Origin of the sequence: Actinomadura kijaniata, assembly GCF_014138665.1 — a bacterium.
GTDB lineage: Bacteria > Actinomycetota > Actinomycetes > Streptosporangiales > Streptosporangiaceae > Spirillospora > Spirillospora kijaniata.
Genome location: NZ_JACJIA010000006.1, coordinates 414808 through 437758, shown reverse-complemented (window position 1 = coordinate 437758; position 22951 = coordinate 414808). Strand labels below are relative to the sequence as shown.

Here is a 22951-nt window from a genome sequence, read left to right as displayed (position 1 = left end):
CGCCCCGACACCTCCCGCGCGACACCGAAAGAGGCAGGACACGATGGACACCGCCCCGCTCCGGGGGGCCTACCGCGCGCTGCTGGACGCCGCCGCCACCGTCGCCGACTCCGCCGACTCCGGTGACACCGGCTCCGGCGGCACGGGTCCCACCCCGCCGGCCGGCGAATGGAACGCCGACCAGATCCTGGCGCACGTCGCCCTCATCAACGCCACCACCCTCACCGCGGTGTCCGCCATCACCGCGGGGGTGAACGCCACCTACGACAACCGCATGGCACTCGACACCTGGACCATCGAACGCCTGATCACCCTGGCCGGGGGCAACGCGGGGCTACGGGACCGCATCCGCCTCCAGGCGGACGCCCTGTGCGCGCTCGGCGGGCCGATGCTGAGCGACGCCGAACTCGACACGCCGGTGCCCACCCGGCTGCTGTCCCACGATGCCGTCCTGGTCGACCAGCCCCTGCCGCTGAGGGACCTCCTCACCGGGCTCGCGGAAACCGAGCTGCCCGGTCACACCCGGCAGCTCCTGGCCCTCCTGCCGAACGGCCGCCCCGTGGCGGACCTTGCGGAGGCCGACGCCTGACCTGTGATGACGGCGGCCGTGCCGTGTCCGGAGCCAGGCGGCTTCGGGCACGGCACGGCCGCCGTCGCCGCTCCCCGTGTCGCCGCTAGCTCCGGTGGCAGGAGCCGGGGGAGGGGAGGGGGCGGAACCACTGGCCGCGGGCGGCCATGACGTGGCGGAGGGTCACCAGCTCGTCGGTCATGATGCCGTCGATGCCCATGTCGAGGAGGCGTTCCATCTCCAGGGGGTCGTTGACGGTCCAGGCGTGGACCTGCAGCCCCAGCTCGTGGGCCTGGGCGATGAACGACGCGCTGACGAACGGCATCGGGCCCAGGCTGTGGGGGACCTGGGCGCAGGCGATGCCGGTGGCGGCCAGGCGGATGAGCTTTCCGGCCGGACCTCCCGCCGAGCGGGCGCGCAGGGCCGCCACGCCGCGCGGGCCCAGGGACATGCACACGTCGGCGTCGGTGTAGAGGGGGAGGCGGGCGCGCATCTGGGCCAGGCGGCGGGTGGAGAAGGAGGTGACGCAGATGCGGTGCCAGGCCTTGGTGCGGTGCAGGACCTCGGCGAGGGGGCCGATGACGGGGGCGTCCTTGAGGTCGATGTTGACGCGGGCGTCGGGGAAGGAGCCCAGCAGGTCCTCCAGCAGGGGGATGGGCTCGGTCCCGTCGATGCGGGCCCTGGCGACCTCGCTGTAGGGGAGGGCGGCGATGGCGCCGGTGCGGTCGGTGACGCGGTCCAGGGTGCGGTCGTGGAAGGCGACGACCTTGCCGTCGGCGGTGGCGTGGGCGTCGGTCTCCAGGTAGCGGTAGCCCAGGTCGACGGCGCGTTGGAAGGCGGCCATGGAGTTCTCGGGGCGGCCGTTGCCGCCGCGGTGGGCGAAGGGGATGGGTCCGGGGTGGTCGAGGAATTCGTAGGAACGCGCCACGGGTCGATTATGCCGGTCCCGGCCCCCGACCGGACCTTACTTTGTCAAGGGCGGGGGTGGGGAGCTGCTACCGTCCTGGAGCGTCAGTTGTCCGCGCCAGGGGAGGAGCCGGCATGGCGGATGTGGAGCAGTACCGGGCGACGTTCGAGATGGTCGATGTGGACGGCGACGGGTTCGTGTCGGTGGAGGAGGTGAAGAACCTGATGCGGGTGCTGGGGCAGGAGGTCAGCACCCTGCGGGCCGTGGAGGTGGTCGTGGCGGCCGACGCCAACGGGGACGGGAAGATCTCGCTGGAGGAGTTCGCGGCGCTGATGGAGGCGGCCCGGCGGTAGGGGCGCGGGCCGTGCCGCGGGCGGTGCTCGAAGTCGCCCGCGCCCGTCTGCGTTCAGCCGGCTCGGCGGGTGGTCAGGTGGCGGCCCATTCGCGGCGGCGGGCCTCGGCCAGGGCGATGGCGGTGGCGACGGCGACGTTGAGGGAGCCGACGCGGCCGATCTGGGGGATGTAGGCGACGGCGTCGGCGGCGGCCAGCAGGGCGGGGGAGCAGCCGTGGTCCTCGCCGCCCACGGCCAGGCACACGTCGCCGTCCAGGGGTGCCTCGTGCAGGGGGAGGGCGTCGCCGGTGAGCTCGATCGCGACCAGGCGCAGGCCCTGCTTGCGGACGGCGGCGGCGGCCTCGGCGGCGGTTCCGGCGTGTTCCCAGGCGACCAGGCGTTCGGTGCCCAGGGCGGTCTTGTCGACGTTGCGGTGGTCGGGGTGGATGGCGTTGCCGGCCAGCCACAGGTGCTCCACGCCGAAGACGGCGGCGCTGCGGATGATGGAGCCCATGTTGAACGGCTGGGTGACCGATTCGACCAGCAGGCCCAGGCGGCCCTCGGTGCGGCGGCGCCAGTCGCGGTTGAGGCGTTTGACGTCGGTGGGGCGCAGCTGCTTGCGGGGCCCGGCGGGCGTGCTCATCGGGTCTGTCCTTCCTGGGTGCGGGCCGAGACCTGGAGGATCCGGTAGGCCGAGCGGGAGGCGAGGCGTCGGGTGGGGAAGCCCTGGTCGGCCAGCCAGCGCTGGAGGGAGTCCGAGCCCAGGTGCTTCTGGACGACCAGGTGGGCCTGGCCGGTGGGGGTGAGGCGGGGCAGCCAGGTGAGCAGCAGGTCGTGCAGGGCGGCCTTGCCGATGCGGATCGGGGGGTTGGACCAGATCGCCGCGAAGCGCAGGTCGGGGTCGATGTCGTCGGCCAGACCGAACCTTACGTTGTCAAGGCCGGCGGTTTGAGCATTACGCCCAGCCAGCTCGATCGCGCGTCGATTGACATCGACGCCCCATATCCGCGCCTGCGGCGCGCGGGTCGCCATGGTGAGGGCGATGGGGCCGTAGCCGCAGCCCAGGTCGAGCAGGTCGCCGGTGTCGGGGGGCGCCGGGACGGTCTCCAGCAGGATGCGGGTGCCCAGGTCGACGCGGTCGGGTGAGAAGACGCCGCGGTCGGTGGCCAGGCGCAGGTGCAGGTCGGGCAGGACCAGGTCGATGGTGCGCGTGCGGCTGGCGGTTCCGGGCTGTTCGGCGAAGTAGTGTTCCCCCACGTCGTGCGACCTTACCGGCTGGGCGGGGGGTGTCGTTGCGCGGCGGTGGGGCGTGGTGGTGGGACGGTGGCGGCGATGATCGCTGTGGGTGTGCTGTTGGTGCTGGTGTGGTACGGGTTGCGTGGTTTGGGTCGGTGGTGGGGCCTGGCGGCGCGGTGGGTGGGGTGGGTGTCGCCGTGGACGCGGTGGGCGCATGCGTGGGTGTTGTCGGCGCCGGCGACGTTCGGTTATGTCGTGGTGTTCTCGGTGCTGACGTCGGTGCAGTTGGCGGCGCCGCCGAGGTTGGTGGATCTGTTGACGATGTTGCAGAGCACGAATCTGCGGAATCTGCATCGGGCGCCGTTGCGGGCGTTGTTGCACAGCGCGTTGTGGGTGGCGGACAAGGGTGCCGGGTTGCCGTTGTATGTGCTGGTGTTCGTGTCGGTGGTGGCGTGGGCGGAGCGTCGGTATGGGACGCCGCGGATTGTGGTGGTGGGGCTGGCGGGGCATGTGTTGGGGACGTTGTTGACGGCGTTGGTGGAGGTGCGGGCGTTGGAGGCGGGGCGGGCTTCGGCGCGGTTGGCGGTGACGACGGATGTGGGGGTGAGTTACGTCATGGTGGCGGGGTGTGCGGCGGCGGTGTTGGTGATGCGGGGTTGGTGGCGGGTGGTGGGGTGGGTGTTGTTGGGGGTGGGGGTGGTGGGTCCGGTGGTGTGGAGCCGGACGTTGTGGGATTTGGGGCATGTGTTCGCCACGGTGTGCGGGTTGGGGGTGGCGTGGGTGCTGGTGCGGGTGGCTCCGTTGCGGCGGCCGCCGGATCTGCGGGGGTGCCTGCCGGTCCCGGCGTGTGGGGGCCGGGACCGGGGGCCTGGCGCGGTGGGGGCGCCGGGGGAGGTGGGGCCGCCGGTCAGGGGAGGCGGTTGAACCAGATCAGGGAGGTTCCGGCGGCGGCGAGGGCGAACAGCAGGGCGAGGCCGGTGAAGCGGGCGGCGATGTCGCGGTGTTCGGTCTTCCAGCCCAGGGAGCTGCCGATGTTGGTGTAGACCTCTGACAGCTGTCCGGCGTCGCTGGCCTCGTAGGCCTTGCCCTGGGTGCCGTTGGCCAGGGTGCGCAGGGTTTCCTTGTTGACCGAGACGCTGGTGGTCTCGCCTTCGATGTCGACGGTGCCGTAGGGGGTGCCGAAGGCGATGGTGGAGACGGGGGTGTGGGCGGCGCGGGCGGCGTCGATGGCTTCGGAGACGGTGCGGCCGGTGGTGTTGTCGCCGTCGGACAGCAGGACGATGTGGGCGGGTGGGGGGTCCTGTCCGGCCTGGCTGTCGAAGGAGCGGATGGCCTGGAGGCTGGTGAAGACCGCTTCGCCGATGGCGGTGCGTTTGGCCATGGCGAGCTGGTCGATGGCGGTGATGGCGGACTGGCGGTCGGCGGTGGGGGCGGCGACGAGGTTGGCGTTGCCGGCGAAGGAGACGACGCCGACGTTGAAGCGGGTGGGCAGGTCGCGGATGAACTTCTTGGCGGCCTCTTTGGCGGCGGTGAAGCGGTCGGGGGTGACGTCCTTGGCCATCATGGACAGGGAGACGTCGATGGCGACCATGATGGTGGCGCGGTCGCGGGGGACCTTGACGCCGGTGGCGGGGCGGGCGAACCCGATGGTCATGAGGGTGATCATGACGAGGAACAGGGCGGCGGCCAGGTGGCGGCGCCAGCCGGGGCGTTGGGGGGCGACGCGTGCCAGCAGGTCCAGGTTGGTGAAGCGGACGGTGTTGCGGCGTCGGCGGAGCTGGACCAGTACGTAGGCGGTGGCCAGGGCGGGGATGAGGGCCAGCAGCCAGAGGCGTTCGGGTGACAGGAAGGTCATGGGCGTCCCCCCGGGCTGGCGGTGTGGCCGGTGGTGTGTCCGGCGGGTGTGTGGATGGCGCGGCCGGCGGCGCGGCGCTGGCGCAGGGCGAAGCGGGCGACGTCGGCGATCCAGTCGCGGTCGGTGCGCAGGATGAGGTGGTGGGCGCCGCTGCGGCGCAGGGCGTCGCGGGTGCGGTCGCGTTGGGCGGCGGCCGCGGCGGCGTAGCGCCGGCGGGTGCGGCGGTTGAGGACGATCTCGTGCACGGTGCCGGTTTCGGGGTCGGTCATCTCGACCAGGCCGATGTCGGGCAGGTCGAGTTCGCGGGGGTCGATGATCTCGACGGCGAGGACCTGGTGGCGGGCGGCCAGGCGGCGCAGGGGGCGTTCCCAGGCGGGGGGTGTGTCGAGGGGTTCGCCGGGGGTGGGCAGGAAGTCGGAGATGACGACGCGCAGGCCGCGGCGGGTCTGGCCGCGGTGCAGGGCGGTGATGCCGGTGGTGAGGTCGGGGGGTGGGGGGCCGGGCCGGTGCAGGCGGCCGGGGGGTGTGGTGGCGGGGGGTGCGTCCAGGACGGCCTGCAGGAGGTGGTAGAGGGCGGCCTTGCCGGTGCGGGCGGGCCAGCGGCGTTGGCCGTGGGGGTGGAGCAGGTAGGCGCCGACGCGGTCGCCGAGGCGGACGGTGAGGAAGCCGACGGCGGCCAGGGCGGCGACGGCCAGTTCGCGTTTGGTGAGGTCGGTGGTGCTGAAGTCCATGCTGGGGGTGAGGTCGACCAGGGCCCAGGCTTCCAGTTCGTGGTCGGCGATCAGGTCGCGGACGTGGGGGTTGGTGGTGCGGGCGGTGACGGCCCAGTCCATGTGGCGGACGTCGTCTTCGCCGGGTTGGTACAGGCGTGCTTCGGCGAGTTCGGTGCCGGGGCCGGGGAGCAGGCCGAGGTGTTCGCCGTTGAGCAGGCCGTCGAGGCGCCGGGTGACCTGGAGTTCCAGGCGGCGCAGGGTGCGTTCGGGGGTGAGCTGGGCCAGGCGGTCGTCGCGGCGGGGTCCGGCGGGGGGTGGGGCCGGGGGCGCGGGGGGCGCGAACGAGGGGCCGGCGGCGGGCGCAGGTCCGGGCACAGGTCCGGGCACAGGTCTGGGCGCAGGTCTGGGCGCAGGGCCGGGGAGTGGTCCTGGGGCGGGGTCGGGGACGCCGGGGTGGGTCATGCCGGGGTCCCGGTGGCGCCGTGGTTCCACACGACCCGGGGCGGGGGCACGGCGGCCAGGATCTGGGCGACGACGTCGGCGGTGTCGATGCCGTCGGCCAGGGCGTCGAAGGTCAGCACGATGCGGTGGGCCATGACGTCGCGGGCGACGGCGCGCACGTCGTCGGGCAGGACGTAGTCGCGGCCGGAGAGCAGGGCCAGGGCGCGGGCGGCGGCGACCAGGCCGAGGGTGGCGCGGGGGCTGGCGCCGATCTGGATGACCTGGCGCAGGTCGGGCAGGTGGTACTGGTCGGGTTCGCGGGTGGCCATGACCAGGCGGACGATGTAGTCGGCGACCAGTTCGTGGACGGCGACCTCTTCGGCGGCGCGTTGCAGGGCGGCCAGCTGGTCAGGGTCCAGGACCTGGGTGGGCCGCGGGGGGTCGACGCTCATGCGGCGCAGGATCTGCAGTTCCTCGTGGGCGCCGGGGTAGCGCACGTCGATCTTCATCAGGAAGCGGTCGCGCTGGGCCTCGGGCAGGGGGTAGACGCCTTCGGACTCGATGGGGTTCTGGGTGGCCAGGACGATGAAGGGGTCGGGCAGGCGGTAGGTGTGGCCGCCGAGGGAGACCTGGCGTTCGGCCATGACCTCCAGCAGGGCGGACTGGACCTTGGCGGGGGCGCGGTTGATCTCGTCGGCCAGGACGAAGTTGACGAACACCGGGCCGAGCTCGACGTCGAACTGCTCGGTGGAGGGGTGGTAGATGCGGGTGCCGACGATGTCGGAGGGGACCAGGTCGGGGGTGAACTGCAGGCGGGCGAAGGTGCCGCCGACGACCTGGGCGAAGGTGGAGACGGCGAGGGTCTTGGCGACGCCGGGGACGCCCTCGACCAGGCAGTGGCCGCGGGCCAGCAGGGCGACGGCCATGCGTTCGACCATGTGCTCCTGACCGACGATGACCTTCTTGACCTCGGCCAGGGTGTCGTGCAGCTGGGCCGCGGCCTGGTCCAGGTCGGTGGTGGCGATGGTCATCGTGGCGTGTCCCTCACTGTCTGCCGTCGGCGGGGTCGGTGCGGGGCGCCCGGCGGGCGGGCGCGCGTCGGCCCCGCGGGTTCGGTGTCGACCCTATGCGATCACTTGTACCCGGTTGCGCGGGGCTCCTGCACGGGGTGGGTGGTTGTTAGTCTGGCGGCCATGTCGAGGCCGTTGCCACCTGGTGACCTTGTGGAGTTGGGTCCGTTCCGTCTGTCGGCGCGGCTGGGCGAGTCGTCGGCGGGGATCGTGTATCTGGGGTCTGACGGGTCGGGCCGGCAGGTGAGCGTGGCGGTGCTGAACCGGGGCGCGGCCGGGGACGCGGCGGCGCGGGACCGGTTCCGGGCGGCGATCCTGCGGGAGTGGCGGCCCGGGCAGGCGCCGGTGGGTGAGGGGCCGGCGGTTGAGGGGTCGGGCCGGGCGCCGGTGGTGGCGGCCCAACCCGACGGTCCGGCGCCGTGGGTGGCGACGGCTTATGGGGGTGAGCGGGCGGGGGCCGAACGGTTCCTGGAGCCGGTGCTGCTGGAGGGGACGTTCCGGGGCCGGTGGGCCGGGCGCCGGCGGGGCCCGCAGTTCCAGCCGTACTGGGCGGGGTCGGGGGAGCCGGCGGTGCCCGGCAGGGCGCCGGTGCCGGTGGCGGCGCCGGTGGTGCGGCAGGAGCGGGGGCTGGTGGCGGCGATTTTGACGTTGGCGGCGGTGCTGTTGGTGCTGGCGTTGCTGATGTTGCTGCTGTTCGCCTGCCAGCCGAAGGTGGAGCAGCCGCCGCCTCCGCCGCCGGAGCCGACGCCGAGCTCGCAGACCCCCTCGCAGACGCCGAGCACGCCGCGTCCGTCCCCGACGCCGACCTCGCCGGCGCCGTCCCCGACCTCACCGGGGCCGACCGAGGGGCCCGGCGACGACGGCGCGCCCCTGTGAGCCTCCCCGCTCGGCAGGGGCGGAAAGCGCGTTGCGGTGCGGGTGGCGGGCCGCGAGCATGAGGGGATGCTGGAGAGTCTGATTGCTTTTGTCGGCGCGGCGGTGCTGATCGCGATGGCGCCGGGACCGAGCACGGTGGTGATCATGCGGGAGTCGGTGCGGTCGGGCCGCCGCGCGGGGCTGGCCACCACCCTGGGCAACGAGGTGGGGGTGCTGGCGTGGGGCCTGGCGGCGGCGGTCGGGTTGTCGGCGCTTTTGGCGGCCTCGCAGCTGGCCTATGACGTGCTGCGGGTCGTGGGCGCGGCGGTGCTGGTGTACTTCGGGGTCAGGACGCTGTGGCAGGCGCGGCGGGGCGCGTTCGCCACCGAAACCGGCACCGAAACCGACGCCGCCGTCGAAGCCGAGGCGGGGGCGGGCCGGTCGGCGTGGTCGGCGTGGAGGTGCTTTCGCCTGGGGCTGATCACCAACTTCGCCAACCCGAAGGCCGGGGTGTTCGCGGTGTCGTTCCTGCCGCAGTTCGTGCCGGAGGGGCAGCCGGTGATGGCGACGCTGCTGGCGCTGTCGGTGCTGTGGGTGCTGATCGACCTGGCGTGGTACACGGTCGTGGTGTGGGTGGTGGACGCCGCGCGCCGGGTGCTGGGGCGCCCGGCGGTGCGGCGGCGGTTGGAGCAGGTGTCGGGCGCGGTCCTGGTGGGCCTGGGCGTCCGGCTGGCGGCCGAGACCCGCTGAGCCCAGGCCGGTTCTGAGACCCGGGGGTTGGCGGGGGGTGGGGAGCGCTGAGCGGGCGGCGGTCGACCACGTTCTGGCGGTGCTGGCGGCCTCGCGCTGGTCGCGGGGGCTGGTGCTGCGCGGCGGCCTGGCGTTGACGGCGTGGCTGGGGGAGGCGGCGCGGCAGCCGGGCGACCTGGACTGGATCGCCCTCGCCCCGCAGGGCCCCTACGACGGGCACCGGGCGAGGGCCCTGATGGACGGGCTGGTCGGCGCGTTGCGGCTGGGCGCGCGCGGCCCCGGCGGGCTGCGCCTGGACGCCCGGCACGCGACGCGGACCACCACGGGCGGCTACGACCTGCCCGAACCGCTCGGCCAACGGCTGCTGGTTCCCTGGAGGGCCGGGGAGCGCGCCGGGCGGGTGCAGATCGACGTGGCGTTGGGGCCGCCGCCGGAACGACCACCGGTGACCGTGGAGGTCCCGCGCGCCGACGGCGGCGCCACCCGGGTGCGGGCGGCGCCGCCGGAGCTGGAGCTGGCGTGGAAGCTGGCGTGGCTGTACCACGACCAGGGCTGGTCGGAGCAGGGCCGGGCGCGCGGCAAGGACCTGTATGACGCGGTGCTGCTGGCCGAACGGCTGCGCGACGGGGGCCGGGTGCTGCCCGGCGGGCTGCTGCGCGCGGTGCTGCGCGCACGGGTGGGTCCCCGCTACGGCCGCCTGTCCGATCCCGAGGCGGTGCTGGAGTGGGAGGTGGACTGGGAGACCTTCCAGCGCACCTGCCCGCACACGACCGGGCAAGCCGGGGATGCCGGGGATGCCGGGGATTGGCGGTTGCGGCTGGCCCTGGCCCTGACGCAGGTGCTGGTGGAGGAACCCGCGGAGAAGGCGTGAGGAGCCGGAGCCGCCGCTGACACTGGATCGTGATTTTCCGTGACCGTTCGGTGTCCCAGGGCGGGGCACCATGAGAGGCACAAGGGGGGCGACCGGCGGCGCGACGGGAGGGCGCACGGCATGAGATGTCCGGGCTGCGGCAGCGACACCCCCGACAGCCGCCCACACTGCATCCGCTGCAACTTCCCCCTCCCCGCGCCCCCGCAGCCGGACGAGACCACCTCGGGCGACCCGACCGCCGTCGAGGTGCCCGTCCCGGACCCGCCGACCGAGACGCACACCGTGCTCGACCCGACCTGGCAACCCTCGAACACGCCCGGTGAGCCGGGTGAACCGGGTGAGCCGCGGCCCTGGACGCCCGCCACCGGCCCCACCGGCGGCGGGCGGCGGTTCGGCGGCCTCGGCTGGGTGGTGGCCGGAACCCTGGCGGTCGCGCTGGCGGGAACGCTGGTGCTGCTGTGGCCCGGCGACGATCCCGCCGACCGGCGGCACACCACCGCTTCCCCGGCCCCCACCGACACCCCCACCGACACCACCAGCACGCCCACCGCGACCGTGACCGCGTTGGGGCGAAGGTTCTGGGTGCAGATGTTCGCGCCCGCCGGAGGCCTGGAAGGGCATATCCGTCCCACCACCGCCTCCGGACCCAAGGGCACCCTGGAAAAGGGACGCCACTGGGTGCTGTGCCGCCGCTGGGGCCAACGCGTGTCCCGAACCGGCAACGACGGCCGCACCCACCACAACCACTGGTGGCTGCTGACCCACCTGGACCACCTGTACGGCGACGGGGAGACCAGCCCGCGCGCCTGGGTCCCGGCGCTGTACCTGACGCGGTGGGGCGACGACGAGGCCAAGGACGACGACGGGCGCGAGATCCCGGTATGCCCGCCCGGCGACCACACCGGCTGACCCCCTGCTCCCCCGCGCCCCGGCACCCCCCTGCGCCCTTCCCGCGCTCCGCCGGGGTTCCCGGTGTTCGCGCCGGTCTCACCCGGCGAGACGACGCCTACCCTGACACCATGATCGAACTGAACGCGCTCGCCGACGCCTACGTGGACGAGTTCGCCGCGCTGGACCCCTGCCGGGCGGCGATGATGGGGATCGCCGGGCAGGACGACCGGCTCACCGACTACGGCCCCGAGGGGCTGGCCGCGCGCGCCGACCTGGTCCGCCGCACCCTGCGTGAGCTGCGCGAGCTGGAGGGGCGGGGCGGGACCGGCGGCGGCCACCGCATCGCCGCGGCCGTGCTGCGCGAACACCTGGAGGTCGAGTGGGCCCGCCACGAGGCCCGCGTCGACAAAAGCTGCCTGGAGACCATCGAGGGGCCGGTGCAGCGCCTGCGCTACGCCATCGAACTGCTGGACCGCGGCGACCAGACCCCCTGGCCGGCGCTGCTGGCGCGGCTGCGCGCGGTCCCGGCGTCGCTGGCGGGCCTGCGCACCTCCCTGAGCTGGGCCGCGCAGGAGGGCCGCGTCGCCGCGCGCCGCCAGGTGCTGCGCAACGCCGGTGAGGCCCGCGCCACCCCCGCCTACCTGGTCGAGCTGGCCGCCCGCCACACCGGCCCCCTGGCCGAACCGCTGGCCGCAGCCGCCCGCGCCGCCGGGCAGGCGTTCCAGGACCTGGCGGCGTTCCTGGAACGCGACCTGACGCCCCAGGCCCCCGAACGCGACGCGCTGGGCCGCGACCGCTACCTGCTGGGCGTGCGCGAGTTCCTGGGCACCCGGGTGGACCTGGAGGAGACCTACGCCTGGGGCTGGGAGGAACTGGCCCGGATCAGGTCCGAGATGGCGCGGGCCGCCGCGCAGGTGCTGCCGGGCGAGCCGGTGGAGGCCGTGCGCGCCGCCCTGGACGCCGACCCCGCCCACCGGGTGGTGGGCGCGGCGGCGTTCCGCGACCTGATGCAGCAGATCGCCGACCAGGCCATCGCCGAGCTGGCCGGCGTCCACTTCGACATCCCCGAGCCGCTGCGCGTGCTGGACTGCCGCATCCCGCCCACCGGCGGCGGCGTCTACTACCTGGCCCCGGCCGAGGACCTGTCGCGGCCGGGCACGGTGTGGTGGGCCGTGGACCCCGACCCGCAGGCCTCCATCAGCACCTGGTCGGTGCCGGGCATCATGTTCCACGAGAGCGTTCCCGGCCACCACCTGCAGGTGGGCACCACCACCCTGCACCCGACCCTGAACCGGTTCCAGCGGATCGCCAGCGAACTGTTCCCCGGCCACTGCGAGGGCTGGGGCCTGTACGCCGAACGGCTGATGGACGAGCTGGGGTACTACCGCGACCCCGCCCACCGGTTCGGGATGCTGGCCGGGGGACAGCAGTACCGCGCCGCCCGCGTGGTGCTGGACATCGGCCTGCACCTGGAGCTGACGATCCCCGCCGGGACCGGGTTCCACGAGGGCGAACGCTGGACGCCCGCGCTGGCCCGGGAGTTCCTGAGCCTGCACACCGGGCCCGAGACCGAGGAGGCGATCGCGTTCGAGATCGACCGGTACCTGGGGCGGCCCGCCCAGGCCATCGCCTACAAGCTGGGCGAGAAGGTGTGGCTGGAGGCCCGCCAGGCCGCGCGCCGCCGCGAGGGAGCCGCGTTCGACCTGAAGGACTTCCACCGCCGCGCCCTGGACCTGGGACCGATGGGCCTGGACCTGCTGCGCGCCGAACTCACCACCCCCTGACCCCCACCCGCGACCCCGGCGTCGACCGGCGTGAACCGGCGTCGACCGGCGGGGGTCACAGCCGGCACAGCACGTCGAACCGCAGTCCCTCGGCGGCGGCCAGGAACACCGGCTGGGCCAGATGACGGGACCGCACCTGCACCGGCCCGCGCGGCCCGTCATAGCCCAGCCCCTCACAGGTCGCCGCCATCTCCCGCGCCCCCACCCCGCGGGCCCGCAGCGCCAACGCCTCCAGCAGCCGCACCCCCTCGTAACAGGACTCGCCCACACTGTTGAGCATCGGCGCCTGCGCCCCGAACCGGCGGTGGTAGCGCGCCGAGAACTCCAGCCCGCCCGCCGTCGGCAACGTCTCGAAGAACCCCGCCGCCGCATACAGCCCGCGCGTTCCGGCGGCGCCGGTGGCCAGCAGCATGTTCTCGTCCATCAACGGGCTGAACCGCACCATCCGCTCCTCCAGCCCCGCCGCCGCGAACGCCCGGTTGAACGCCACCGCGTCATCGCCCACCAGCAGCATCACCACCCCCTGCGCGGCCGAGGCCGCCACGCGGGCCAGCACCGCCCCGAAATCCTGGGTGCCCAGCCGCACGAAGCACTCGCACACCACCCGCCCGCCCCACCGGTCCAGGTAGCCGCGCACCGCCCGCGCCGACCGGCGCGGCCACACATAGTCATCGCCCACCAGCGCCCAGTCGCGCACCCCCGCCTGGCGGGCGAACCACGCCAGCGCCGGACGCAGCTGCCGCCCCGGCGTCTCCCCGGCCAGGAACACCCACGGCGCGCGCTCCCCGCCCTCGTACAGGGGGGTGTAGACATAGGGGACGCGTCCGGCGATGCGCGGCGCCACCACCTGCCGCACCGCCGAGATATGCCAGCCGGTCACCGCCTGGACCGCCCCCGCCGCCACCAGCGCCTCCACCTGGTCGGCCACCACCGCAGGCGGCGCGCCACCGTCGACGACCGTCAACCGCATCCGGCGCCCCAGCAGCCCACCGGCGGCGTTGATCTCCTCCACCGCCAGCCGCGCGCACAACTCACAACTCGGCCCGAAGATCCCCGCCGGTCCCTGCAACGGGATCACCAGCGCGACCGCCAGCTCCCCACCGGGCGTCGGACGCAGCGGCGGCCCCGCAGAACAGGACAGGGACAGGAAGGGGGAGGGGGGCGGGGGTGCGGACATCACGGCACCGCCGATGCTTTCCCGGAGAAGCTTTTCGTGCGTGAACGGTAACCTGGGGGTGCGATGAAGGCAACGCCCCCCACCCCGCACCAGGCTCCCGAACAGGCCCCGGACCAGCCTCCCGGGCAGGCTCCCGAGCAGGCGTCCGGCCGGCAGGCGCGCCCGGCCGATCCGGCGCGGCTGCTGACGGCGGTGGAACGCGCCGTCACCGCCCGCCTCACCGCCGCCCTGGCCGAGGCCGACTGCACCCCCGAGGAGTGGCGGGTGCTGGACCTGCTGGCCGACGGCCAGGGCCACCCCATGACCGAGATCGCCGAGTACGCGCTGCTGCCACCGCCCACCCTCACCAAGCTCATCGACCGCATGGTCGCCGCCAACCGCGTCTACCGGCGCGTCGACGACGCCGACCGCCGCCGCGTGCTGGTGCTGCTGGCCGAACGCGGCCACACCGCCCACCGCCGGGCCGCCGACGCCGCCGCCCGCGCCTGGCGCACCGTCACCGACGCCCTCGGCCCCGAGGAGGCCGCACTGCTGTCGGCGCTGCTGGCCCGCGCCACCACCCGCCTGACCTGACCCGCCCCACAAGCCAAAGCAGGAGCAGGGGCAGGAGCAGGAACGGCGGCAGGTTTGCCGCGGCGCGTCCCCCCGCGTCCAGGGCCGCACCGCGACAAACCAGTCACCGAAACCTCCACCCCGCCAAAGCGGCCGGGCCTCCGCGTCAGGACGACACCGCGCAGCGGCCGCGGTCGGCGCGGCGCGGACCCTCGGCGGTGGGACGGATGTCGAACTCGAAGATCGCGGTCGGCAGGTACAGCGAGCAGCAGGCGTTGGGGATGTCGACCACCCCCGACACCCGGCCCTCGACCGGCGCCGCGCCCAGCAGCAGGTAGGCCTGCTCGGGGCTGTACCCGAAGGTCTCCAGGTAGGCGATGGCGTTCAGGCAGGCGTTGCGGTAGGCCAGCGTGGCGTCGTTGTAGTGGTTGACGTCGCCGTCGTGGTCGACCGAGATCCCGATGAACGACAGGAACTCGCTGTGGCGCGGCTCGACGTTGCCGGGCAGGAACACCGGGTTGGTGGTGACCCCGTAGGTCTGCATGCCGCCGGGGATCAGGTCCAGGTGCAGGTCGACGAACCCGCCCATCTCGATCGCCCCGCAGAAGGTGATCTCCCCGTCGCCCTGGCTGAAGTGCAGGTCACCGCCCGACAGCAGCGCACCGGGCACGTGGACGGGGTAGAACACGCGGGCGCCGCGGGTGAAGTTCTTGATGTCGTGGTTGCCGCCGTTCTCGCGGGCCGGGACGGTGCGGGCGCCCTGCCGTCCGACCTGCTCCAGTGCCGATCCGGTCAGCGGTCCCGCCAGCGTCCCGCCCGGTGAGGGCGGCAGCGCCAGCGGCGGCACCCGGCCCGGGTCGGTGTCGATGAGGGCCTGCTCGCGGCGGTTCCAGCGGGCCAGCAGCTCGGCCGACGGGGCGGTGCCGAACAGTCCCGGGTGGGTGATGCCGGTGAACCGCACCCCGGGAATGTGCCGGGAGGTGGCCTGCTGGCCGTGGAAGTCCCAGATCGCCTTGCAGGCGCCGGGGAACCGGTCGGTGAGGAACCCGCCGCCGTTGTCGCGGGCGAACACCCCGGTGTAACCCCAGCCCTGGCCGGGCGCCGGTCCCCGCGCGGGGTCGCCGGGTCCCTGGGGGACCGGGCCCAGGTCCAGGATGTCGACGACCAGCAGGTCGCCGGGCCGAGCACCCTCCACCGCGATCGGCCCCGACAGCATGTGCGTCACCGACAGGTCCACATCGCGCACATCGTCGGCCGAGTCGTTGTCGCCGATCTGCCCGTCGGTCCACTCGCGGCACTCCACCCGGATCTCGCTGCCGGGCCGCACCGTGATCGCCGCGGGGATGTCGGGGTGCCACCGGTTGTGGCCGGGGGCCTTCTGGTCGCGCATCGAACGGGACTGGTCGACGGTGAAGACGACGTCGGGCATGGCCTACCTCCGTGGGCGCACGGACCAGACGACACAGGGCCAAGCAGGCAACGGACGGATCGAGCAAGGGCACCGGGAAGGGCCGGAGGGGAAGTCAGGGGCGGGGCAGGCGGGAGTGCCGGGGATCGGCGGGCGCCGAACCAGGCGACAGGACACGGGAGGAGGCGGGTGGGACACGGGATGGGGCGCGGGGCGGGACACGGTCGACCACGCGTGGCTCGTGCGCGCTGGCCTTCTGGGCGTCCAGCGCACGTGCCAGGGCGCGGGAGGTGCGGGGGACGGCCGGGGCGGTGAACGCGCGCGGCGCCGTGCCGCCGCAGTGCGGGCACGGCGCGTCGGCGGGGGCCCGCCCCATGGGGCGGCGCACGGTGAACGGCCCGCACGGGCGGCACCGGTACTCATAGGCGACCATGCCGTGCCTCCGTTCACCGGACCACCACGAAATGCTTCCCACCGAAAGTATTTCCGTGGGAAGCATCCGTCAACGTTCGTCAACGCCCCTCAACGGCCACCGCTCACCGCCGTCCACCCCCACCAGACCCGCGGCGGCCACCGGGGGAGACCCCCAGCACCGCCCCCACCGCCGCCCCGATCCGCGCCACCGCCGCCGCGGGCCGCCGCGCGAACGACCCCCACCCCAGGTACCCGTGGTCCAGCCCCGCCCCCGGGATCAGCGTCACCGGCACCCCCGCCGCCCGCAGCCGCGCCGCGTACGCCAACCCCTGGGGCCGCAGCCGGTCGTACTCGGCCGTCGCCACCACCGCCGGCGGCAGGCCCGACACCTCCGGCGCCAGCAGCGGCGACACCTCCGGATGGGCCGGGTCGGCGCCGTCCAGGTACGTCTCCACCACCCACCGCAGATCGGTCGGCGGGAACACCAGCCCGTCGGGGTCGGGCGGCGCCGGCGGCACCGCCCGCAGATCCAACGCCGGATACACCAGCACCTGCACCGCCGACGCCATCCCGGTCCCGCACAGCCGCAACGCCGCCGCCGCGGCGATCTGCCCGCCCGCGCTGTCCCCGGCCACCCCCAGCCGCGCCGCGTCCAGCCCCAGCCGCCGCGCGTTGCGGACCGTCCACCCCACCGCCGCCACCGCGTCGTCGACCGCCGCCGGGAACGGATCCTCCGGCGGCCGCCGGTAGTCCACCGACACCACCGCCACCCCCGAGGCCACCACCAGCGCCCGCGCCACCGGGTCGTAGGACTCCACATCGCCCAGCATCCACCCGCCGCCGTGGAAGTACACCAGCCCCGGCACCGGATCGGCCCCGCCCGGCCGGTACAGCCGCGCCGGCAACCGCCCGCCCGGACCATCGATCACCACGTCCCGCACCTGCGCCACCGGCGGACGCGGCACCGCCGCCAACGCGGCGGCATGCTCACGCCGCGCCCACGCCACCCGCTGGCGCGGCGACAGCCGCCCCGGCCGCGCCGGCGCCGGCCCGGCGGTCGCCAGCCGGCGACGCAGGAACTGCAGATAATCGGGATCGCGGCCCATGACACTCTGGCCTACTGGTGCGGACGCCCCCACCGCAAGACGCGAACGGAAAAACGGTTGGCCACCCGCTCCCGTCACCCCCTACGATCGGCGCCATGTCAGCGAGCCCGTCCGGCGCAGCCGCAGCGGCAGCCGCCGCCGCGTGCGCCGCGTGCGTCATGGCGTTCTGCCGGATCCGCCGCAGCCCGGCCCTGGGCTCGCCCGGCATCCACGCCTGAACGCACCCCACCTCCCGGCACCCCACACCCGCGCCATTCACGCACGCCGTGCCGTGTCGTGCCGTGTCGTGTCGTGCCGTGTCGCGCCGTGTGAGGTGCGTTCGTCCTGCCGCGCCTTCGGACACGCAACCGTTCAGCACACACCGTTCAGCAGACACCGAGCCGCACGCTCCGTGCTGCGCCGCCCGTTGAAGCGGCGCGCTCAATGGCGTCCGCCATGCTGTTCGCGCTGAACGGCTGACACGCCGTCCCCTGCGCCGCCGGCCGCGTCGCCGTGGCGTCCCAGGGTCCTCGACCGTCCCCTGACCTTCCCGGACAGGCGACCGTCCGCGACCCGCGACGCCCCGCACCGATCACCGCGTGATCCGGCCGGGCCCCGCCGACTCGCGGCCCGCCTCGCCTGTCCGCCGCATCCAAGGACAGCGAGCATGACCCACCGTGCCCCTCGTGACCACCACGCCAACCACGCCGACCGTGCCCAGCGCGCCCGCCCGACCGGTTCGGCCCGTGACCGGGCCCGCCGCACCCTGTCGCAGAACTTCCTGGCCGACCCCGCCGCCCTGGCCCGCTACATCCGCGCCGTCGACACCGGGCCCGGCGAGCTGGTGGTGGAGGTCGGTGCCGGGGACGGCCGCATCACCGCCGCCCTGGCCCGCCGCTGCGCCCACGTCATCGCCTACGAGATCGACCCGCACCTGGTGCCCCGCCTGCGCCGTCGCTGCGCCGACCTGCCGGACGTCACGGTCGTCGCCGGGGACTTCCTGCGCTCGCGCCCGCCGCGCCGGGCGTTCCACCTCACCGGCAACATCCCCTACGCCGCCACCGCCCGCATCGTCACCTGGGCGCTGGACGCCCCCCACCTGACCGCCGCGACCCTGATCACCCAGCGCGAGTACGCGCGCAAGCGCACCGGCGACTACGGCCGCTGGTCCCGCCTGACCGTGGCCAGCTGGCCGCTGTTCGACTGGCGGCTGCTGGGACGCATCGACCGGGACCGGTTCCGGCCGGTCCCGCGCGTGGACGCCGCGATCCTGGGGCTGCGCCGCCGCCCGGCGCCCCTGCTGCCACCCGAGGCGCTGGCCGGCTACCGGGCGTGCGTGGAGACCGGGTTCACCGGACGCGGCGGCACCCTGCGCGCCTCCCTGCGCGAACACCACCCCCACCGCCGCGTGGAGGCGGCCCTGCGCACCGCCGGGATCGACCGCGACGCCGTGGTGGCCCACGTCCATCCCGACCAGTGGATCAGACTGTTCGCGGTGCTGTACGACGTGCGGCACAACATGCCGTACGACCCGCCACGATGAGCGGCCCGCGAACCCGGCGAGGGGCCCGGTGAACGGATGTACGTGGCGGCGCCCGCCCTGCCATCAAGATCACCCATGCGGGTGAGGAGACGCTGGACGACCGCGCCTTCCCGGTGACCGCCGACCCGCCGGAGGCCATCGCGCCGCTGGGCCGGGCACGCGCGCCGCGTGCCCGGCCCAGCGGTGGCCGTCTCCCGCATGTCGCCGACCCGGCACCGCGACGCCGCTCCACAGGCCCGCCACCAGATGCTCAGCCTGGGCGCGGCACGGCTGGGCGACCACGTGCTGGCGCGCGAGCTCGCCGAGGCCCCCTTACCGGGATGCGTCCGCGGCACGTCCGGGGACCGCCGTGGATACCGTTGTGGGCGACTGGAAACGAGGCCGCCGGGCATCTGCCGTGGCAGATCCCGGCGCACGACGCCGAACGCCGCGACGGTGACCCGCCTGACGTCACGGGGACACCCGGTCGCGGTCAGCGGCGGACCCGACGCGCTCGTGCGCACAGGGGACCTGACCCACCAGGCTCGCCGTCGACGAGCCGTTCATCGCCCACGACAACCCCCTACGGGCACTGCGCACGGCCGATGGGAGGGCCGCCCCGTGATCGCCGATGGCGATGCGCGGATCTGGACCCCGGCCACCGACACCCCCGAACGTCTCACCTCGCCACCAGTACCCTCAACGCCGCGCGTGCCTGGGACGCGGTCACCGGCTGCCGACGGCCGACTCCCCGGTCGCGGCGATGGCCGCCCGGTGCTGGTGACGACGGACGGCCAGAGAATGTTGCGGGACCTGGCCGGTGTGGTGCCCGGCGACATGGACATGACCGCCGTTCCGCGCTGGGTGGCGGTACCGGCGGTGTCCGCGTCCTGGTCTGCACCGAGTTGGACGGACGTCAGGTGGCGCTGGTCGGCGACTGGAACGGCACCGTGCGCGTGGGGGACGCGGCGACCGATCAGCCGTCCCGTGTCGGGTTTCGGCGAGGCGCGGGATTGGCCTCCACCGTTGTGGAGGCTCGCCCGGTGGTGACCTGCGGCGACGAGAGGTGGGTACGGGCGTGGGACGCGGGGGCCGTCCCCGGTCGCACGCCCGGCCATCGGGCACACGATGGCGATGCGCACCGCGGCCCCGGCCGAGGTCGACGGCCGTCCCGTGATCGTCACGAGGAAGCCAGTACGCCGAGGACAGCGATCTGAGGCGGCGCGAGCACACCCGGCTGTGGGACGCGGCCACCGGTGACCCGCGCCAGGAGGACCGGGACCTGATGGTGGCGGGCATGCACCGTTCGGTGTGCGTGTGGGACCTGGGCCGGGCAAGGCTGGTAGGCGACCCCTTGGAGCCGGTGGAGTGCGCCCGGGTGGGCCGACATTCCGTCGCGGTCTCGTTGCGCGACAGCGGTCTGCGCGTGTGGGGCCTGCGCACGTTCGGGCCTTTCGACGCCCCCCTCCCGGCGGTTCCCGAAGGCGTGCTCCGAGGTGAACGGTCGCGCCGTCGTGGTCATCGCCTCCGGGCACGACACCGTCCAAGGGCGGGGCCTGGTCACCGGAGCGCTCGTCACCCCCGCGAGAACCGGCCACACCGCCGAGGTGAGCGGGGACGAGGACGGCGCACTGGTCATCGCCCGCGACGGTGACGACGTCGAAGCGCTGACCTGCACAACCCTTGACGGCCGTCCGCCAGCGGTGGCGAGCGGACCCGACAGCGTCCAGGTGTGGGACCTGGCGTTGGGGGAGCGGCTCGGCGGCACACTGGCAATCCCCCTGCCTGGTCTCCGGGATCAGGGCGACCCCGTGCGGACACCTGATCGTCGCGCTCGGCCCGGCGAGGTCCGGCCGACCGAGCGGTTCGCGTAAGGTCCGGAGCCAAGGCCCGTTGATCAGGGGTGGGTGGGCGTTCCCAGGCAGTCCAGGGTGAACTGGGCGACCCGGCGATGCCACAGCCCCGGATGGCGCAGCATCGCATGTCCCTCACCCGGGACGCTGATGTGGTCCACCCGCGCGGCCACGGCGCGGGCCCGTTCGGCGTAGGACGCCGACCACTTGGCCGGGACGGTGCGGTCGTCGGCGCCGTGCATCACCAGCAGGCGGCGCCCGGCGAGCTGGTCGACCGGTTCACCGCGCGGCACCCACGCGGCCAGCGCGGCCACCCCGCGCACCTGTGCGTCCCCGGCCACCCGCAACGCGGTGCGCGCCCCCATCGAATGCCCTACCAGCACAACCGGGACCTCCGGCCACCGGTGCCGTACCTGGTCCAACGCCCACAGCGCGTCGGGGACGGGGGAGGCCTCCTCGCCGTTCCAGCCGCGATAGCGGTAACCCAGCGTCCCTACCGCCAACCGGTGCCGCCGTCCGGTGCGCAGCAGCGTCAACGCGAACGGCACCATGCGCAGGGGAGCGGGCTGGCGCGCGCTGGCCGGTTGACGGCTGTGTTCACGTCCGCCGTGCAGCAGCAGCGCGACTGCTGCGGGGGAGGAGGGCCCGCGAAAGGCCAACCGGGGCACAAGGGTGGGGAGCACGGTGGTCACCCGACCAGCCTGCCACGGACATCCCGCTGGAACGGCGCATCCCCTCGCACCAATGTCCGATTCACCCCATACCTTACTTTGTCAAGGTGTGGGGTGTTTTGACCGTCCAGCTCCTCTCTCCCAAAAACATCAACGATCAGGCAGTCGATCCAGAAGCCTGCTCTGGCAGAGGTGGGCAGTCGGCGGCGATCGCCATCCGCAGAGGGTGTCGGGGTGCGGATGAGGGGGCGGTGTCGGTGGAGCCGCACAGGAGTCCGCCGCGTTCGGACGATGGTGATCGCAGGACATGTGCGGGGCACTGCGCCAAGAGGTCCGGAACTGTCCAACACCGGTCGTCGCGCCTTCGACGTCGCCTCATGCCCGTCATGCCCGCTCTCGTGGGGGAGGGGGCAACGCGACAGGACGGGAGCGCCATGAGCGAGGAAGCGTCCTTCGAAACGCCCACACCCGACCCCGCGCTCAGGCGGCTGGACTTCCTGGTCGGCAGCTGGGACGTGAAGGGTTCCACGATCGAGGGCCCGATGGGGCCGGCTGGGGAGACCGAGTGGATGGAGGGAGGCTTCTTCCTCGTCCCAGGTGACTCCCTGGTGGTGACCGGTCCGGCCCGCATTCGGCGCACGTCCAGCAGCGACGGCACCATCCGCGTCGACTCCAAGGTCCCCGTCGGGCCCGACGCCTGGACGCCGATGATGTCCTACGTCCTCACCAGGAACGGCTAGCAGTCCCTCACGCTTGCAGGTCGTCGTCGACCCGTCGTGTGATCGCGAGGGGGTCGAAGGCGGCCTGTGAGCCTGTGATCTGGGTGAAAACTTCTCCGTCGGGACTGAGGGGCATATTCGGTGGGGCGAACAGGGCGCCGACCTTCGGGACCACTGCTGGTGGCCTCGGTGGCCCCAGCGTTGGGCGCGCAAGGGTATGACGGCGTGGTCGGTCCGTGGGCGGCGGCCGAGGGCCCGGCGGCGATAGCGGGGCGGAATCCGTTCAGGGTCCCGCCATCCCCTTCGAACTCTCGTCCGTGAAGGCCGTGGCCTCGGGGTTGATGACCCTGCGGGGGCGGGGCGGGGGGCGAGGGCCGGTTGGTGTGCGTCCTGCCTGGTGGTGTCGTGTTCGCGGCGGGTGGTCACGGTGGGGCGGCCAGGCCCGATTCGCGCAGGGTGATGTTCAGGCGTCCCGAGCGCAGGTCGATGTCGGTGGGGCCGGTGCCGGGCAGGATGCGGGGTACGCCGTGGAACGCCATCCGTGACGGCCCGCCGAACACCAGCAGGTCGCCCGACTCCAGTTCCAGGTCGCGCCAGGGGCGGCCGCGGTGGTCGGTGTTGCCCAGCCGGAACACCGCCGTGTCGCCGAGGCTGAGCGACACCACCGGTGCGGTGCTGCGTTCCTCGCGGTCCTGGTGCAGGCCCATGCGGGCGGTGGCGTCGTAGAAGTTCACCAGCGCCACGTCGGGGTCGTAGCGTCGCGGGCGGGCGTCGCAGGTGGTGTCGGGGTGGTCGTAGGCGTCGGTGAGGGCGCGTCGGCCCAGCTCGGCCAGCCAGGTGGGCAGTGGTCTGACGGGGACGCCGTCGATGTGGCGCAGGTAGCGGTAGGGCTCCCAGTGCCAGCCCAGGCAGACCGTCCGCACCGACATCACGCCGCCGCCGGGCAGCCGGGTGTGGCGCATGCCCGCCGGTGGGCGCGCCCAGTCGCGGCAGGCGAGGACCAGGTGGCGTTGCGCGGCGGTGTCCAGCCAGCCGGGCAGGTGCACCACGCCGGGCGCGGGCTCGCTGCGGGGGCGGGGGATCAACGCGGTCACGCCCGCCAGGCTAGCCACCGGCCCGGTGGGCGCGTGAAAAAGGCGTTGCCGCGCCGGCGGGGTGCGGGGCATGGTGGGAACCACACGGCCCGACGGCGCAAGGCGGGCCGACCGGCGCGCGGCGAGGGGAGGGGACCGGCATGAGCGATCGACGGTGTCGCCGAGGTGATCGGCGGTGTGATC

At 74.0% G+C, this 22951-nt stretch carries 25 protein-coding genes; 13 read left to right on the top strand and 12 right to left on the bottom strand.

Features of this window, described 5'->3' with window-relative positions; genetic code table 11:
• Nucleotides 1-43: 43 nt before the first annotated feature.
• Nucleotides 44-589 carry a hypothetical protein gene (locus tag HNR61_RS24850; RefSeq protein ID WP_182845561.1) on the top strand — a complete coding sequence of 182 codons (546 nt, stop codon included), beginning with the start codon at nucleotides 44-46 and terminating at the stop codon, nucleotides 587-589.
• A gap of 85 nt (nucleotides 590-674) precedes the next feature.
• Here HNR61_RS24850 and HNR61_RS24845 read toward each other — a convergent pair whose 3' ends face one another.
• Entirely contained in the window at nucleotides 675-1496 is an 822-nt protein-coding gene (locus HNR61_RS24845) for a glycerophosphodiester phosphodiesterase family protein (RefSeq protein WP_182845560.1), read from the bottom strand.
• A gap of 113 nt (nucleotides 1497-1609) precedes the next feature.
• Here HNR61_RS24845 and HNR61_RS24840 point away from each other — a divergent pair, with 113 nt between their 5' ends.
• On the top strand, nucleotides 1610-1828 hold the full coding sequence (locus tag HNR61_RS24840; RefSeq protein ID WP_182845559.1) for an EF-hand domain-containing protein: 219 nt from the start codon (nucleotides 1610-1612) through the stop codon (nucleotides 1826-1828).
• Nucleotides 1829-1901: 73 nt separating this feature from the next.
• On the opposite strand, the gene HNR61_RS24835 is transcribed toward HNR61_RS24840, so the two are convergent.
• The gene (locus HNR61_RS24835) at nucleotides 1902-2450 is read right to left on the bottom strand and encodes a TrmH family RNA methyltransferase (protein ID WP_182845558.1); all 549 of its coding nucleotides are present in this window, start codon (nucleotides 2448-2450) and stop codon (nucleotides 1902-1904) included.
• Complete coding sequence (locus HNR61_RS24830; RefSeq protein WP_182845557.1) at nucleotides 2447-3064, bottom strand: class I SAM-dependent methyltransferase; 618 nt, start codon at nucleotides 3062-3064, stop codon at nucleotides 2447-2449. Before HNR61_RS24830 ends, HNR61_RS24835 begins: the two co-directional genes overlap by 4 nt.
• Nucleotides 3065-3139: 75 nt before the next feature.
• Here HNR61_RS24830 and HNR61_RS24825 point away from each other — a divergent pair, with 75 nt between their 5' ends.
• Nucleotides 3140-3967, top strand: coding sequence for a rhomboid-like protein (locus tag HNR61_RS24825; protein ID WP_246443765.1), 828 nt, complete (start codon nucleotides 3140-3142; stop codon nucleotides 3965-3967).
• On the opposite strand, the gene HNR61_RS24820 is transcribed toward HNR61_RS24825, so the two are convergent.
• The 3 genes from HNR61_RS24820 to HNR61_RS24810 form a co-directional block, all read right to left on the bottom strand.
• The gene (locus HNR61_RS24820; RefSeq protein WP_182845555.1) at nucleotides 3951-4898 is read right to left on the bottom strand and encodes a VWA domain-containing protein; all 948 of its coding nucleotides are present in this window, start codon (nucleotides 4896-4898) and stop codon (nucleotides 3951-3953) included. The genes HNR61_RS24825 and HNR61_RS24820 overlap by 17 nt on opposite strands.
• The gene (locus HNR61_RS24815) at nucleotides 4895-5896 is read right to left on the bottom strand and encodes a DUF58 domain-containing protein (RefSeq protein WP_220509785.1); all 1002 of its coding nucleotides are present in this window, start codon (nucleotides 5894-5896) and stop codon (nucleotides 4895-4897) included. The genes HNR61_RS24820 and HNR61_RS24815 overlap by 4 nt, the downstream gene beginning before the upstream one ends.
• A gap of 173 nt (nucleotides 5897-6069) precedes the next feature.
• Nucleotides 6070-7083 carry an AAA family ATPase gene (locus tag HNR61_RS24810; protein ID WP_182845553.1) on the bottom strand — a complete coding sequence of 338 codons (1014 nt, stop codon included), beginning with the start codon at nucleotides 7081-7083 and terminating at the stop codon, nucleotides 6070-6072.
• A 192-nt stretch (nucleotides 7084-7275) separates the two neighbouring features.
• Between HNR61_RS24810 and HNR61_RS24805 the strand changes: the two genes are divergently transcribed.
• The 5 genes from HNR61_RS24805 (at nucleotide 7276) to HNR61_RS24785 (ending at nucleotide 12273) form a co-directional block, all read left to right on the top strand.
• Nucleotides 7276-7998, top strand: a complete 723-nt coding sequence (locus tag HNR61_RS24805) for a hypothetical protein (RefSeq protein WP_312898081.1) — start codon at nucleotides 7276-7278, stop codon at nucleotides 7996-7998.
• Nucleotides 7999-8064: 66 nt separating this feature from the next.
• Nucleotides 8065-8727, top strand: coding sequence for a LysE family translocator (locus tag HNR61_RS24800; RefSeq protein WP_182845551.1), 663 nt, complete (start codon nucleotides 8065-8067; stop codon nucleotides 8725-8727).
• 37 nt (nucleotides 8728-8764) lie between these two features.
• Nucleotides 8765-9598, top strand: a complete 834-nt coding sequence (locus HNR61_RS24795; protein WP_182845550.1) for a nucleotidyl transferase AbiEii/AbiGii toxin family protein — start codon at nucleotides 8765-8767, stop codon at nucleotides 9596-9598.
• A gap of 120 nt (nucleotides 9599-9718) precedes the next feature.
• Nucleotides 9719-10507 (top strand): hypothetical protein, encoded by a 789-nt coding sequence (locus HNR61_RS24790; protein WP_182845549.1) that lies wholly within the window; start codon nucleotides 9719-9721, stop codon nucleotides 10505-10507.
• A gap of 110 nt (nucleotides 10508-10617) precedes the next feature.
• Nucleotides 10618-12273, top strand: a complete 1656-nt coding sequence (locus HNR61_RS24785; RefSeq protein ID WP_182845548.1) for a DUF885 domain-containing protein — start codon at nucleotides 10618-10620, stop codon at nucleotides 12271-12273.
• A gap of 55 nt (nucleotides 12274-12328) precedes the next feature.
• Here the strand turns inward: HNR61_RS24785 and HNR61_RS24780 are convergent, their stop codons facing one another.
• Nucleotides 12329-13450 carry a substrate-binding domain-containing protein gene (locus tag HNR61_RS24780; RefSeq protein ID WP_182845547.1) on the bottom strand — a complete coding sequence of 374 codons (1122 nt, stop codon included), beginning with the start codon at nucleotides 13448-13450 and terminating at the stop codon, nucleotides 12329-12331.
• A 63-nt stretch (nucleotides 13451-13513) separates the two neighbouring features.
• Between HNR61_RS24780 and HNR61_RS24775 the strand changes: the two genes are divergently transcribed.
• Nucleotides 13514-14023 (top strand): MarR family winged helix-turn-helix transcriptional regulator, encoded by a 510-nt coding sequence (locus tag HNR61_RS24775; protein ID WP_182845546.1) that lies wholly within the window; start codon nucleotides 13514-13516, stop codon nucleotides 14021-14023.
• Nucleotides 14024-14168: 145 nt separating this feature from the next.
• Here HNR61_RS24775 and fmdA read toward each other — a convergent pair whose 3' ends face one another.
• The 3 genes from fmdA to HNR61_RS24760 form a co-directional block, all read right to left on the bottom strand.
• Nucleotides 14169-15431, bottom strand: a complete 1263-nt coding sequence (gene fmdA, locus HNR61_RS24770; RefSeq protein ID WP_182845545.1) for a formamidase — start codon at nucleotides 15429-15431, stop codon at nucleotides 14169-14171.
• Nucleotides 15432-15525: 94 nt separating this feature from the next.
• Nucleotides 15526-15843 (bottom strand): FmdB family zinc ribbon protein, encoded by a 318-nt coding sequence (locus HNR61_RS24765; protein WP_182845544.1) that lies wholly within the window; start codon nucleotides 15841-15843, stop codon nucleotides 15526-15528.
• Nucleotides 15844-15946: 103 nt separating this feature from the next.
• On the bottom strand, nucleotides 15947-16930 hold the full coding sequence (locus tag HNR61_RS24760; RefSeq protein ID WP_182845543.1) for an alpha/beta hydrolase fold domain-containing protein: 984 nt from the start codon (nucleotides 16928-16930) through the stop codon (nucleotides 15947-15949).
• 95 nt (nucleotides 16931-17025) lie between these two features.
• On the opposite strand from HNR61_RS24760, the gene HNR61_RS49385 reads away from it, so the two are divergent.
• From HNR61_RS49385 to HNR61_RS24750, 3 genes are all read left to right on the top strand, one after another.
• Nucleotides 17026-17148: a hypothetical protein gene (locus HNR61_RS49385; protein ID WP_281400560.1), complete on the top strand. Its 123-nt coding sequence runs from the start codon at nucleotides 17026-17028 to the stop codon at nucleotides 17146-17148.
• A 428-nt stretch (nucleotides 17149-17576) separates the two neighbouring features.
• The gene (erm, locus tag HNR61_RS24755) at nucleotides 17577-18452 is read left to right on the top strand and encodes an ErmE/ErmH/ErmO/ErmR family 23S rRNA (adenine(2058)-N(6))-methyltransferase (protein ID WP_182845542.1); all 876 of its coding nucleotides are present in this window, start codon (nucleotides 17577-17579) and stop codon (nucleotides 18450-18452) included.
• A gap of 1475 nt (nucleotides 18453-19927) precedes the next feature.
• Complete coding sequence (locus HNR61_RS24750; RefSeq protein WP_182845541.1) at nucleotides 19928-20305, top strand: hypothetical protein; 378 nt, start codon at nucleotides 19928-19930, stop codon at nucleotides 20303-20305.
• A gap of 23 nt (nucleotides 20306-20328) precedes the next feature.
• Here the strand turns inward: HNR61_RS24750 and HNR61_RS24745 are convergent, their stop codons facing one another.
• Nucleotides 20329-20976, bottom strand: a complete 648-nt coding sequence (locus tag HNR61_RS24745) for an alpha/beta hydrolase (protein ID WP_312898080.1) — start codon at nucleotides 20974-20976, stop codon at nucleotides 20329-20331.
• Between the two features lie 413 nt (nucleotides 20977-21389).
• Between HNR61_RS24745 and HNR61_RS24740 the strand changes: the two genes are divergently transcribed.
• Nucleotides 21390-21695: a hypothetical protein gene (locus HNR61_RS24740; RefSeq protein ID WP_182845540.1), complete on the top strand. Its 306-nt coding sequence runs from the start codon at nucleotides 21390-21392 to the stop codon at nucleotides 21693-21695.
• Between the two features lie 401 nt (nucleotides 21696-22096).
• On the opposite strand, the gene HNR61_RS24735 is transcribed toward HNR61_RS24740, so the two are convergent.
• Nucleotides 22097-22777 carry an alpha-ketoglutarate-dependent dioxygenase AlkB family protein gene (locus tag HNR61_RS24735; protein WP_246443762.1) on the bottom strand — a complete coding sequence of 227 codons (681 nt, stop codon included), beginning with the start codon at nucleotides 22775-22777 and terminating at the stop codon, nucleotides 22097-22099.
• Nucleotides 22778-22951 lie beyond the last annotated feature (174 nt).

Coding starts and splice junctions, on each gene's coding strand:
- HNR61_RS24850 (WP_182845561.1), top strand. CDS start 44: ATGGACACCGCCCCGCTCCGGGGGGCCTACCGCGCGCTGCTGGACGCC.
- HNR61_RS24840 (WP_182845559.1), top strand. CDS start 1,610: ATGGCGGATGTGGAGCAGTACCGGGCGACGTTCGAGATGGTCGATGTG.
- HNR61_RS24835 (WP_182845558.1), bottom strand. CDS start 2,450: ATGAGCACGCCCGCCGGGCCCCGCAAGCAGCTGCGCCCCACCGACGTC.
- HNR61_RS24825 (WP_246443765.1), top strand. CDS start 3,140: ATGATCGCTGTGGGTGTGCTGTTGGTGCTGGTGTGGTACGGGTTGCGT.
- HNR61_RS24820 (WP_182845555.1), bottom strand. CDS start 4,898: ATGACCTTCCTGTCACCCGAACGCCTCTGGCTGCTGGCCCTCATCCCC.
- HNR61_RS24810 (WP_182845553.1), bottom strand. CDS start 7,083: ATGACCATCGCCACCACCGACCTGGACCAGGCCGCGGCCCAGCTGCAC.
- HNR61_RS24800 (WP_182845551.1), top strand. CDS start 8,065: ATGCTGGAGAGTCTGATTGCTTTTGTCGGCGCGGCGGTGCTGATCGCG.
- HNR61_RS24790 (WP_182845549.1), top strand. CDS start 9,719: ATGAGATGTCCGGGCTGCGGCAGCGACACCCCCGACAGCCGCCCACAC.
- HNR61_RS24785 (WP_182845548.1), top strand. CDS start 10,618: ATGATCGAACTGAACGCGCTCGCCGACGCCTACGTGGACGAGTTCGCC.
- HNR61_RS24780 (WP_182845547.1), bottom strand. CDS start 13,450: ATGTCCGCACCCCCGCCCCCCTCCCCCTTCCTGTCCCTGTCCTGTTCT.
- HNR61_RS24775 (WP_182845546.1), top strand. CDS start 13,514: ATGAAGGCAACGCCCCCCACCCCGCACCAGGCTCCCGAACAGGCCCCG.
- fmdA (WP_182845545.1), bottom strand. CDS start 15,431: ATGCCCGACGTCGTCTTCACCGTCGACCAGTCCCGTTCGATGCGCGAC.
- HNR61_RS24765 (WP_182845544.1), bottom strand. CDS start 15,843: ATGGTCGCCTATGAGTACCGGTGCCGCCCGTGCGGGCCGTTCACCGTG.
- HNR61_RS24760 (WP_182845543.1), bottom strand. CDS start 16,930: ATGGGCCGCGATCCCGATTATCTGCAGTTCCTGCGTCGCCGGCTGGCG.
- HNR61_RS49385 (WP_281400560.1), top strand. CDS start 17,026: ATGTCAGCGAGCCCGTCCGGCGCAGCCGCAGCGGCAGCCGCCGCCGCG.
- erm (WP_182845542.1), top strand. CDS start 17,577: ATGACCCACCGTGCCCCTCGTGACCACCACGCCAACCACGCCGACCGT.
- HNR61_RS24740 (WP_182845540.1), top strand. CDS start 21,390: ATGAGCGAGGAAGCGTCCTTCGAAACGCCCACACCCGACCCCGCGCTC.